The organism is Streptomyces sp. NPDC015130, from assembly GCF_043080005.1.
Lineage (GTDB): Bacteria > Actinomycetota > Actinomycetes > Streptomycetales > Streptomycetaceae > Streptomyces.
In genome coordinates this window covers 1-12,131 of sequence record NZ_JBIBVC010000022.1, presented here as the reverse complement: position 1 = coordinate 12,131, position 12,131 = coordinate 1, and the positions used below count along the sequence as shown (strand labels likewise).

Genomic DNA, 12,131 nt, shown 5'->3' with positions numbered 1-12,131 from the left:
TGATTCCCGCTGTCCGTGACACACGAGGTGCCTGCTGACCAGCAGCTCCTGCGCAGCCTCAGGTCGATGGCACAGCCGCCCAGTCTCACGAACGTGGCATGTCCTCGTGGTCGCGGCCGGCCGTGTGACGGAGCGCGCCATCGGGTTCCGACCGCTCCTCCGTGACAACGACGCCTGAAGGCGGGCGGCGGCGCAGGGCGCGACAGCCGAAAGAACGGCCTTTACCGGGCGGTCCGGTCATCGTTGGGCCATGGCGGTCAGTGTCTCCGGCTATTGGGGGGAACCGGGGGCCACGCCAGGCTCCTCTCCCCGAGCGCGGGCATCGATGGATGAAACGAAAAGAGGGACACGATGCCGCTCTATCTATCAAGGTTCAGCTACACACCGGAGACGTGGGCCAGGCTGATGGGCCACCCCGAGGACCGTGCGAAGGCCGCTCAGTCGTACATCGAGTCCGTCGGCGGGAAGCTCCACGGCTTCTGGTACGCCTTCGGTACGCACGACGGCTACAACCTCTGGGAAGCTCCTGACAACGTGTCCATGGCCTCGGTTGCGCTGGCGATCAGTGGAGGTGGCGCCCTCAGCTCGTTCGAGACGACCGTTCTCCTGAGCGTGCAGGAAACGCTGGATGCCCTGCGCAGAGCTGAGCAGATCCGGTATCGGGCGCCTGGCGCATAGCAGTCCGCCGAGCGGGTACGGCTGCAGCGGCTCCCGGTGTCTGCGCCGGGAGGGCGCTGGCCGCCGACATTCTGGAGCCCGCCGAGCCCAGCGGTACGACGCCGACTTTGCACGCCCCCGGGCGGCGGATGGCCGAGGAGGAGACGGCCGGGCGACCCGAAGCGACGTGACGGTCCCGCGCCGCGACACCACGACAGTCGTCCGTGACCAGGCCGGCCCGGCCCCGACCGCAGGTATCGACCCGGCCTCACCCCCGGGCCGATCCGATCGTCACGAAGTTCACGGCGTAGTACGCGCACCCCCTCGGCCGCCCCGACGACGTCGGGCTTCGCCGCCGGTTAGCGGCTCGGGCCGATCTCCTCACCTATGCTTTTACGTCGAGACGGACGAGCGCGCCGATCTCCATGAGTTGGTCCGGCAGCGCCAAGTCGGAAACGCCCATAACCGTGCTGGCGGGCCGGTGCTCCCCGAAGTACTCGGCGTGGAGGCGTGCCGTCGTGTCGAAGTTCTCCCGTAGGTTCCTCACCAGAACCGTGGTCTCTACTATCTGGCTACGCCTGGCCCCGAACTGTTGCAGCACCAGGTCGAGATTCTTCAACGTGGTGCGGACCTGTAGTTCGAAGTCGTCGGCACCCACGAAATTGCCGTGACGGTCATGAGAAAGCGGCCCCGGCACATAAACCGTGTCACCGACCTGGGTGGCCTGACTGTAGCTGTACAACGACTCCCACGGCATGCCGAACCCGAATGCCTTCACCTGAGAACTCATGACTCACTCCCTTGGTACAGCGCGCGGGACCGTCAGTTGCAGACGGGCCCCTTGCGGGGTAGGAGTTACGGGTTTCTGCAAACGATGCTTGTCCGGTAGCGCCGTCCAGGTGTTCCCTGCGCGCACAGAATTGGCTGCAGTGGGCTTGGCCCCTCCGGGGCGCCGGTGCGATGAGTGGACCACTACGCCGGTCGGCTCGAGCTATCGGGTGAAGAACCGGCTCGCCGCGATCGCACCCGACACCAACGTCGCGTGATCGATCGCCCAGCCCGGCCACTCAGGCCGCTGCCCACGGCTCAGCACGCCGGCCCCGCAGTTCCTTGTCCGGCCATTCCTCGACGGTGCGCCGCCAAGCGTCGGTGGAGTCACTGTCCACGACATCGGTCCAAGTGCCTTCAGCGACGTCCGGATCGACGACGAGGTTGTCGAGGTAGGCGTCGAAGGCGTCAACGACTTTGGTGAAGACCCCTTCGGCAGGTATCCCGGGTCAGGGATGGCGTGCACGCATGCATGGAGCTGGCCATGGGTGACCGGGGTCAGGCCCAGGAACGGGTGTCGCTCCCGCCGTTGCTGGCGATCGGGAGAAGGCCGGCCAGTGAGACCTCATGGGCGAGCCACCCATCACGGCTGCGACGGTACTCGCCGAGCAAGGTGCCGCACCCTTATTCGCCGTCGTCATCATGGCCGAGCTGATAGAGGTCGTCGAAACTCTGGAGCGGCTCCGGGTCGCAGACCGGCAATCGGACAGAGTTTGTGAAGCTCTTCCCGCCAGCCGCCTCCAGGAACGAGTGGTAGGAAGGTGGCAGTGGCGGAGCGATCTCCCTTGCGAGGCCTGCAAGTTCACCGACTTCGAACGGCCTGAACGGCCCCACCACCAGGCGGCCTCGAAATCAGCCCGACAGCTCCTCGGAAACGGCTAGATCGTCGCACCTCGTGGCCTCCCGAATTCCTCCAAGCCCCCGCGTTCCAGAATGTCGAGCTGAGCACGTGCGTTCGTCCAAACCTGCCTGGGCATTCGACGGAGTACGCGGACACCGCACGCTTGTTGGCACCGGCACTGTGCGCCATCAGGAATCACTCAGAAACAATCACGCCTACTTCCTGGCGGCAACGCGTGGCAGCGGCAACCAGCAGCCACCTGGACGACGAGCTCGGCTCCGTCGTCTACCGAGGTTCCAGCGTGTGGAGCGAGGCTGCCGCTTGTGAGGGCGCCCCGTGTGCGGCACCCTTCGTGCGCCGCGCACCACTGCCGCTGTGGGCCGGGGGAGGGGAGGCCTTCGGCTTCGCCCGTACATCGCTCCTCGCAGCAGCGCGGTAGGAGTGTGGCTCCGCGTGACGTCGAGGGGACCCGGGGCGCCATCCGCTTCACCCGCCCCACCGACACGCCCGTCCAGCACCGGGCCTGGCCCCCGTGCAGGCGACCGACCGCGACCCGGCCGCCTTGGCCCGCTTCCCCCACCCGCGGCACCCCCGGAAAGCCCCGGACGGTGAGAGCGGGACCGGCCGACTCCGTCCCCGGTTCGATGGGCAGTTCCTGGAGGACTGCCCATCGAGCCCCCGATGCGTCGCTAGTTTCTCCTGCGGGGCGAGGCACGCTCCAGAACAGGGAGACGGAAGAATGAAGCGATCCTTCGTACGCCTGACGCTCGCCTTCACCGCAGTGCTCGGCCTGACGGGCCTCGGCAGCGTGGGCACGGCCGCGGCGGTCCCGGCGGCGACCGACACGGCGGCCGTCACGACCGAGTACTTCTCCGGCTTCGGCACCGGGTCGAGCGCGTGGACGGCCGAGTCGTCCGCCTACAACGACGCCTACACGAAGGCGTCGTTCGCCGGCTACCCCCGCTACACGTGCTTCCAGTCCGGCATCCCGTACACGCGGCAGACCAGCCAGTACATGTACTGGTCGAACGCCACGGTCCGGTGCACGAAGTGACCCCGAGGCCCGTGAGCTCCTGACCCCCGGCCGGCCGGCCGAGCCGTCACGGCGAGCGGACGTGCCCCTGCCTCGCCAGGGACCGTCGTGCGACCCCGGCAGGAATCGAACCTGCGGCCAAGTGCTCAGAAGAGACTCGGCGTAGGAGCGCACCTGACGAGTTCGTGCACGGTTCGACCGCCAACCGTGCACGACCTCGTCGGGGAGTGTTGCGGAAGTGGCTGAAGGCGCGGGATGTCGCTCAGAGGCAGCGGATGGCCTAGGAGCTCTCTTACGGATCATGAGCGGAGATCCGAGTGCAGACCTGCTCGCGTTGGCAGAACTGCCGCCTGCAACGATGCGTCTGTGAGCTATGACCTTGCTGTATGGGACGGTGACCGTCCAGTCGATGACCGCCAAGCGGGCTCGATGTATGACGGGTTCTACGAGCGCTACCTGGAGTCGGACGATGTCGTTGTGCCTCCGGCGCCGCGCATCGTGGCGTACGTGGATGCCCTCGTCGCGCGGTACCCGGATGACGTCGACCACAACGTCGTGTGGGCGTCGACACCGGTCATCGATGAGGCGTCGGGCCCGATCGTGTACTTGGTCATGTCTTACGCCAAGGCCGAGGAAGTGTCCGAGTACGCCGCTGAACTGGCCCGCGAGCACGGCCTCGTCTGCTTCGATCCGCAGGGCGAATGTCTCCGCCCCTGAGCTGGCTGTTCATCAGCGGGCGGACCAGAGGAAGATGCCCGCAAGGAGGAGACCGGCGCGGTAGACCGTGGCGGTTTTCTCGTAGCGGGTAGCCAGGCCGCGCCACTGCTTGAGGCGATTGATGCAGCGCTCGACGGTGTTGCGCTGCTTGTAGGCTTCGCGGTCGAATCCGGGCGGGCGCCCGCCGCTGCGACCCTTGCGCTTGCGGTTGGCGATCTGGTCGGCAGGCTGCGGGATCACAGTCCGTACTCCGCGCCTTCGCAGAAGGTCCCGGATGGCTCGTGACGAATACGCCTTGTCGGCCAGCACCATGAAGGGCCTGGTCCTGGGCCTGCCGATACGACGTGGGATCCGGATGGCAGCCATCACGCGATCGAACGCCGGCGCGTCTCCGGCCTGGCCGGGCGTGAGCACGAAACACAGCGGGCGACAGCGACTGTCAGCGGCGAGATGGACCTTCGTGGTCAGCCCACCACGCGACCGTCCGATCGCGTGGTCGGCGGGCTCATCAGCCGGGGCCCCTTTCTACGGGCCCCGGCGCCGTTCTGGTGCACGCGCACAATCGTGGAGTCGACCGCGACGACCCAGTCCAGCTCGCCGTCCGCATCGGCCTGGGCGAGCAGGGCAGTGAAGACGCGATCCCAGGTGCCATCGATCGCCCAGTTCCTCAACCGTGTGTATACGCCTTTCCACGAGCCGTACTCCGCGGGGAGGTGCACCCATTGCGAGCCGGTCTGGAACTTCCAGGCGATCGCGTCGATCACCTGTCGGTGATCGCGCCACCGCCCGCCCCGCCTCGGTGTCCGGTCCGGCAACAACGGCTCTATCCGCGCCCACTGCGCGTCAGTCAACGGCACGGCCAGACCAACGATCCGATGATCGGTAAGAAACGCCCTAGTTGTCGGGCTGGTCGGTGTCGTTGTTGCGGTGGCCGAGGCGGGTCCGGATCATTTTGGCTGTGTAGCCGGTACCGGCGACGAGTAGCGTGGCGAGGAGGTTGCCGAGGAGGTCGTTGCGGAGGAAGTCGTAGAGCGTGGACAGCGTCATGGTCTCCCCAAGTGGTCACTGGTCGTGCTGCTGAGGGGACCGTGACGTAGAACGGTGCATGCCAGAGCAGGGGAAAGGCCTTGTGCCTGCTCACGGTGGGTATGGGGTTGGTCAGCGGGTGGTCGTCGTTGGACAGGGCGACCCGGGGGGAGGGGGAGCTTGGCTCCGAGGCGGGTGATTGACGAGAGCACGGCCGCCGGCGCGCTGGCGCTGTACCTGGTCGGCCTGGTGAAAGGCGCGACGCTCCGCGAGCTGGCGAAGCAGTTCGGCCGGAGTACTTCGGCATGGGGGAACTACCTCAACGGCTCGCAGGTGATTCCGAAACCCGAACTGGGACGGCTGATCGTGGCGTACACGGCCGAGGGCCCGGCCCGCAACGCCGCGGTGCGACGAGCCAGCGAGCTGTGGAGCGCCGCAGACCAGGAGCGCCGAGTGGCCCTGGCGGGTGGCGGTCTGGTGCGTCAGCACCAGCGCCTCGAGGACGCGCTGGAGCAGGTGATCAAGTACCAGGGGCTGGCGGCAAAGGCAGAGAAGCACGTTGCGGAGCTACGGCCCATGCTCGCCTACAGCAGGGTCCGGCTGGAGAACGCACAGCTTCAGCTGCAGCACGCCGGCGAGCGGGAGCGGGCCCGGCTTCAGGACCAGCTCGGCCTGGCCAGGGAACGCCTGGGCCGGGTACAGGAACAGCAGGAGCGTGCTCGCACTCGACGGCTCACGGCGGAAGAACATCAGCAGTTCTGGATGGGCGAGGTTCTGGCCGCGCAGGAGGAGATCGCCTACCTGGAGGGCCAGGTCCAGGACATCGCCCTGCCGGAGAGGGCCGACGCCCCGGTCGCCGGGGACAGCATGGACGACACCGAATTCCTCATCCGCCTCGAACACATCACGGCGGAGGGCGAGCAAGACCAAGCCGAGTTCGGAGCCGCGCCGCCCGCACGGCAGGAAACCCGCCCGGACGACGGGCCGGTGCCATCTCGGCCTGTCCAGGACTTGTCCAACCCCGCCTTGGACAAGCACGAAACCAGCACCGTCACCACCACCGGCGACGATGGCAGGAACCATGGCCGGGAAAGCAGCGACCGGCACGAGAACACGACAGCCCCCCGCCCTGCCGATGCCGCCACCTCGACCCCGCCCCCCGTTCTCCCAGCACACTCCGCCCGCCCCGGCCTTGCGAACCATTCCGGCTCCGGGCTGCGGCCCGCCCAACCCGGGACCACCGTGACCGAGCAAGCGCCGCCCCCGACGGAAGACCCCGCCCCGCTCATCCGCCGCTTCCAAGATGCCCGGGACAGCGCACAGGCGCTGGGCATGCTCGTCGGATGCCTCCTGCTCGTCAGTCTCCTGACCGGATTCGGAACCGCATACGGCGCCGCCCTTCGGGCCGACCCGGGACCATCCGCAGCGCACCTCCTGCTCTTCGCGGGCTTAGGTCTCCTCAATGACGCCTTCGTGATCGGCGGGGCGGTACAAAGGCGACGGAGGACGGGAGGAAACGGACCGCTGTCCCTGGTCTGCCTCGGCGTCGCCGCGCAGTTCATCAGCGCCGTCCTGTCCTCACTCGTGGACCAGCCCGGCGCGACATGGCTGGCCGACGTGATCGGACTGCTGTAGACCCACGCCTCCACCCAGGCAACCACTTGATACGTGCTCCTGGACCCGACGACCCTCACGGCCCCGCACTGCGCGGGGCCGCGCTACGACCCCATGCCAAGGCCAAGGCCGTCGACAAGGCCCTCGCCGGGGACCTTCCACACCTTCGGAGCCATCAAGACCGCTCCGGCCGACCAGGACCTGCCAAAGGCCAGGGCGGTAGCCGTACGAGACAGAAGACGGCGTGGGCGGCCACCTCCCCGGCGACGGCCTCACTCTCTGACATCGGCTCCACCAACTGGTGCCGGCTCCCAGGATGCGGCGGGCCCGGGAGCGGCTGGGTAGAAGGTGCCGCCGGTGGACACCCTCCGGAGTGGCCGTCGGCGGCACCTCCCGCCCCCAACCTCGTGGCCCATGTACGAGGAAGGCAGATGGGGCGTGGACATGCTGGGCGTCGTGCGACGACCGATGTCGCGGCCGGCTGAAAGTGAGCAGGGCGGCTCCGGGACTTGACCCCACAGATGCAGGCCGCACGACCCCAGCATGTATTGCCCCGTTTGCCGGCTTCGGTGAAGGTGGTCCAGACGGGACCAGAGTTGAGGTAAAACCGCAGCTCACGAAGTCTGCTCCCCGCGCACGCGGGGATGGCCCCCAGAACGGCGTGGACCTGCGAGACCGGCTCGGCTGCTCTCCCCACACGCGGGGACGACCCCCATCGAGCGCGATCGGCTGGGTGCGATCTCTCGGCTTCATGTCAGGAGGGCGGGTGACAGCGGCCGCATCTGCCCGGACTGAACTCAGGCGCAGGAGGTCAGGTGACAGCCGACTGATACGAACACGCATGCGAGGGTGTTTATGATTCCGGCATGATCACGTTGTCTGTCGACCCCACCTCACAGAGCTTCGCCGCTGGCCAGGCGTTGGGGGCGCTTCTCGTCACGGCCGCGGTCATAGCCGTCATCTGGTTCGCTACCCGGACGTGGCGACGTGGTCCGGTACCGACTGGTGCGGTCGAAGCTGACCAAGCCTTCTCGGCTGCCTTGCGCCGGCGCAACATCGTCGTCGGCATACTGCTCACCGTTGCCGCCGCGGGCCTGGCACGGGCATGCAGCTACGAGGGGCAGTCGCCCACCGCCGAGGAGGCTCCCGTAGCGCAGGAGCGTGTCATCGCCGCCGCTCCGCGCGTCGGCGCTTACCGGCTGCTCACCGGCGAGGAGGCAGCCGAGCACGAGCGAATGATGACGTCCGGGAAGACACCGTCGGGCAAGCGCTGGTTCTACGACGGTCCCGGCCAAGGGCCGATGGGCGCATTGCTCCAGATCAACGCCGTCGAATGGGACGCGGGACTGGCCGAGGAGAAGCGCTCGGACACCATGACGCAAGAGCTGCGCAACTTCTTCGCCGGGGCGAAGGCGAGTGAGGTCACCGCCTTCGAGGCAGGCCCCTGGGGCGGCCAGTTGAGCTGCGGCTTCATCGCGCCGAACGCTGGGGGCCGCCTGATCGTGTGCGCCTGGACCGACGGCGGTACCTCCGGCAGCGTGATGCTGACGGACGAGAGGACTCTTCCCGGTGCCGCCGAAATCGCCCTGCAGTTCCGCACCACCTCCGAGAAGCGCACCTGACACACCTCGCGGATCTGCTTCGCAAGCTGCGATCTCTCGGTTTCGTGTCAGTGCGGTGAATGACAGTACTGGCTCTCTCCCGTGTTGGACGGAGGCGCAAGTCGGACCGAGGTTCTGCTCTTCGTGCTCACCGTCATGGAAGTGAGAAGACAGGAGCTTTCCACTGTCATCGAGTGAGAGATCAGATCCGCAGGTGACGTACTGACGCGAAAGCGAGAGGTCTCATCCGGTGAGTGACTGGAGCGCGATGCCCGAAGGGGGCCCTGTCGACCCGCTGCCAGCACAGCCCGTCTTGACGATGGCGACGTCAGTCCGCTGCCGAGATCGGCGAGTCCGGTGAGCCTGTCTGCGGTGAGCTTGGCCCACGCCACCACGGCCGTGATGCCAGAGGTAGGCCGCCCATTGCTGCTGGAGGGCGACATCACCGTGCCGTTGGCCTCCTCATCCGCGGCTGCGATGTCCAGGACAGCCAGGCCGGGCTCGTCGATGTGTTGCCTGCCGATCCACGTGCCCTCACCGACGGCCTGGCCCGGACCGTGGTTCACCGACCGGGGGAGAACCATCCGTTCGAGGGAGCCCGGTCACCAACTCGCCCAGCGCCCCTCGCCCGCACCGGATGCGGGCCATAAACATGGAAGAACAGCCGCATCCGATGGCGTGAACGGCCCGGCTGCGCCCCTTTGCCGGGAAGCCGTGCCAACCCCCGAGCGGCACGGCTCCCTTCCCGCAGCGACCGGTGCTGCGCCGTTCCGTGAGCCGGTGATGGCCCGGCAGCATGAGTCCGGAGCGGCGGCGGGATACAGCCCCGGCCCCGGCCTCGTCCGCATGCGGCTTAGACCGCCACGGCCCAGTCGAGTCCGAGTGCGGCGAGTGCGGCGAGCCTGTCAGCGGCGAGTTTCCCTCGCCTGCTCTTGCAGTTACTCAGGAACACTCCGAGCTTCACCTCCGCCCCGTTCTCCAGCTGCTCGACGTGCCCCCTTGGCACCCGCAGGTGCCCTTCGCGGGCCAGGTACTGCGCCAGGGCTGTCACGCCCTTCTCGAAAGCGCTCACGGGTGCTGTGGACGGCGTAGCGACCGCTTCCGGCTCAGGGGCGTGGGGGTGGATGCCGATGGCCTGCAGGCGTTCGCGTTGCCCGTCGGACAGGCCCGCCCACACGTCTGGCCAGCGTTGCCGGGTCAGCCATTTGCCGATGTCCATCCCGTGGACGGTGACGCCGGGTTCGATGTAGGCGAGGATGGTTTCCTCGGCGAGCATTTCCCGTACCACGGCGTAGTGGCGTTGCCACTGCGCAGGCCACGCCGGGTTCCAGTCCGCATCGACACCCTCCAACGCGGTCTGCCACTCGGTCTTGCCGTCCAGGGCGCCGGGCCGGCGGAGGTTCGCGAGCCATTGCCCGACCGGCTTGCCGAGCGCGGACGCCGTCCTTGGCGCGCACAGCGTCCAGTGTTCCTCGTAGTACGCCTTCGCGGCTTCCAGGTTCTCCTGGAACCGTTCATCAGCCACCGACCAGACCATGCCCAACTGTTCCAGCCGCTGCGCACGCTGGCCGCTCATCTGCCCGGCCCCGTACGCGCGTCGCTGCTCAGCGACCCACTGCCCGAGCGGTGTCGCACCCTCCCGATGCCCGTAGGGCACCCTCGCGTTCCCGACCCGCTCGACGTATGCCTTCAGCTTTGCCCAGCCGCGTGCCCAGTCCTGCCGCTCGGTGTCGATCACGTTGAACGACACCCACTCCGCGACCATCACCGGATCACGCGGAACCGCGAAACGCAGCAGCAGACGAGATTCGTCCGCACCCTCCTCAGGAACCGCACCAATATTGACGGACGGCTGCGCCCAGCCCTTCTGAGGCTCCTGCGGAATCGCCAGCAATTCCACGGCCTCTTCATCATGAGCCCGCAGACCTTCCAACACCTTTACCAAGGGCCGATACGACCCCGAGGTGAACATGTCCTCCGGCTTCTCACCAGGCTGAAGAAACACCGGAACGATCAACGACGCGAGCTTGCCCTCACCCGGCTTCTGCCGCAGCGCCCGGCCGATGGCCTGGACGATGTCATGCGGCGCGCCCTTCGGGTCCAGCAAAGCCACACTGTCCACGGCCCGGATGTCGACGCCCTCGCCCAGGACCCGGCAGTTCGACAGCACCGCACGCCGCGCCGTGGTCCCGAAACCACCCAGGACCTCCTGCCGGCGCTCCGGGGCATGCTCGCCACACAGCCAGTCCGCCCAGATCCCAGCGGGGTACTTCTCCGGCTGGTCGGCGTGCAGCCGCTCCGCGACCCGCTCCAACCCCTCCGCATACGCCTGCGCCTCCATCGTCCGGTGATGGAACGTGATGCACGTCGACAGCCCGTGCTCCGCCATGGCGTGCAGCAGCGCAGCCTGGAGCGCCCCGAGCCGCTGCCCGCGCACCTCCTCACCATGCCGCTCCCCGCCCATCAGCCGCTCCGGGGTGACGACGGGGTCCTTCAGCTCCAGCACGATGATCTGGTAGCGGGCGAGCAACCCACGCGAGACGGCCGACGCCAGCGACAGCTTGTAAAGGACGGGCCCGAACACGGCCTTGTCGTCCATGGAGGCCGCCATCTCCCGCGGCAGCGCCTCCCGCACCCCCTCCGCGACTTCCCAGTCGGGCCGCTCCTGCCAGATCCGCGGTGTCGCGGTCAGGTACAGCCGGCGCAGTGAGGGGATGGCGGTTTGGTTGTGGACGTCGGCCCACGCCTTACCCATCGAGCCCGAAGTCCTGTGTGCCTCATCCACCACCGTGAGGTCCATCGGACCCAGCTGCTGCCCGTAGACGCCCTCGAATGCCTCCGCCAGCACACCGAGCGAGGCGTACGTCCCGAAGACGGTCACAGGCCCAGACCCGTGCCACAGCGCCAACTGCACCGGGTTCGTCGTGGAGCGCACCTTCAGGTTCCACAGCTCCGGATCGTCCCGGAGCGAGCACACAGCAACCGCCGGCCCCGCATGCCCGGCCGCGCGCCACGCCTGCACCGTCTGGGTCAGAAGGTCCAGCGTCGGCACCAGCACGAGAACGCGCCCCCTGGGGACAAGACGCTTTGCCGACGCCGCCGCGATGATAGTCTTTCCCGTCCCGCACGCGGCGTTCACCTGCCCGCGCAGGCCATCGACAGGAATGCCGCCCGGCGGGACATCGAGACCGCGCACGATGGCGGCAACGGCCTCGATCTGGTGGTCATGCAGTTTCACGGCCATGCCCCGTGCTCTCCTTCTCGCGGAATGCCACGCGTAAATAAGACAGGGAATCCCTGTACGACGTGGGCGGCGCCGTGGATGTTGTGTCTAACTCCAGACTCTACACAGCAATAGTAAGTGATGCATCGCTACGCATCTGCTTCGACTGCAGGGTGAAAACTGACCCAATCCCACCGATGAAAGGCTGATCGTCCCATATTCTTACAGGGCCTCAGTGACGTGTCGGGGACAGTTTCGAGACCGGGGGAGGGGTTCGGGTGGAGCGCAGCGGAGCCCGTCACTGCAGTGAAGCCGGCACCCCGTCAGGCCGATGGCTCGTCACATCCTGTCGCCCGGTAGTGGTGGAGAAACCCAAACCCTACACAGACGCGAGCACGACGCACCCACCCCTCACAGTCAGCCTCAGCACCCGCGCTTGCGCGGGTGCCCCCAATTCGCGCTTGCGCGAATTGGGTTTTTTTGAATTCCGCTTGCGGAATTCAATTCCCCCGCTTGCGGGGGAATTCGCCGCGCGCTTGCGCGCGGCGTGCTCTGTGGATTGGCTTGCCGCTCCACATCCCGCTCCGCGGG

General features: G+C 67.5%; 9 protein-coding genes. 5 read left to right on the top strand and 4 right to left on the bottom strand.

The genetic code is table 11. From position 1 onward, the window contains the following. Positions 1-351 precede the first annotated feature (351 nt). Complete coding sequence (locus tag ACF08F_RS33295; protein ID WP_392302266.1) at positions 352-678, top strand: GYD domain-containing protein; 327 nt, start codon at positions 352-354, stop codon at positions 676-678. A gap of 364 nt (positions 679-1,042) precedes the next feature. Here ACF08F_RS33295 and ACF08F_RS33290 read toward each other — a convergent pair whose 3' ends face one another. Then, positions 1,043-1,447: a RidA family protein gene (locus tag ACF08F_RS33290; RefSeq protein WP_392302265.1), complete on the bottom strand. Its 405-nt coding sequence runs from the start codon at positions 1,445-1,447 to the stop codon at positions 1,043-1,045. Positions 1,448-3,065: 1,618 nt separating this feature from the next. On the opposite strand from ACF08F_RS33290, the gene ACF08F_RS33285 reads away from it, so the two are divergent. After that, entirely contained in the window at positions 3,066-3,380 is a 315-nt protein-coding gene (locus ACF08F_RS33285) for a hypothetical protein (RefSeq protein WP_392302264.1), read from the top strand. A 345-nt stretch (positions 3,381-3,725) separates the two neighbouring features. Then, positions 3,726-4,076: a hypothetical protein gene (locus ACF08F_RS33280; protein WP_136234426.1), complete on the top strand. Its 351-nt coding sequence runs from the start codon at positions 3,726-3,728 to the stop codon at positions 4,074-4,076. Between the two features lie 12 nt (positions 4,077-4,088). On the opposite strand, the gene ACF08F_RS33275 is transcribed toward ACF08F_RS33280, so the two are convergent. Both ACF08F_RS33275 and ACF08F_RS33270 read right to left on the bottom strand, forming a co-directional pair. After that, a protein-coding gene (locus tag ACF08F_RS33275) for an IS5 family transposase (RefSeq protein WP_392302353.1) occupies positions 4,089-4,948 on the bottom strand; the annotation gives its coding sequence in 2 pieces (ribosomal slippage) (positions 4,089-4,574 and positions 4,577-4,948; 858 coding nt in all). 22 nt (positions 4,949-4,970) lie between these two features. Beyond that, on the bottom strand, positions 4,971-5,123 hold the full coding sequence (locus tag ACF08F_RS33270; protein WP_392302263.1) for a hypothetical protein: 153 nt from the start codon (positions 5,121-5,123) through the stop codon (positions 4,971-4,973). A gap of 174 nt (positions 5,124-5,297) precedes the next feature. On the opposite strand from ACF08F_RS33270, the gene ACF08F_RS33265 reads away from it, so the two are divergent. Then, positions 5,298-6,737 (top strand): hypothetical protein, encoded by a 1,440-nt coding sequence (locus ACF08F_RS33265; RefSeq protein ID WP_392302262.1) that lies wholly within the window; start codon positions 5,298-5,300, stop codon positions 6,735-6,737. Between the two features lie 845 nt (positions 6,738-7,582). Then, a complete protein-coding gene (locus ACF08F_RS33260) occupies positions 7,583-8,338 on the top strand; it encodes a hypothetical protein (RefSeq protein WP_392302261.1) in 756 nt (251 codons plus the stop codon). A gap of 832 nt (positions 8,339-9,170) precedes the next feature. Here the strand turns inward: ACF08F_RS33260 and ACF08F_RS33255 are convergent. Next, positions 9,171-11,561, bottom strand: a complete 2,391-nt coding sequence (locus ACF08F_RS33255) for a Helicase associated domain protein (RefSeq protein WP_392302260.1) — start codon at positions 11,559-11,561, stop codon at positions 9,171-9,173. Positions 11,562-12,131: the final 570 nt, after the last annotated feature.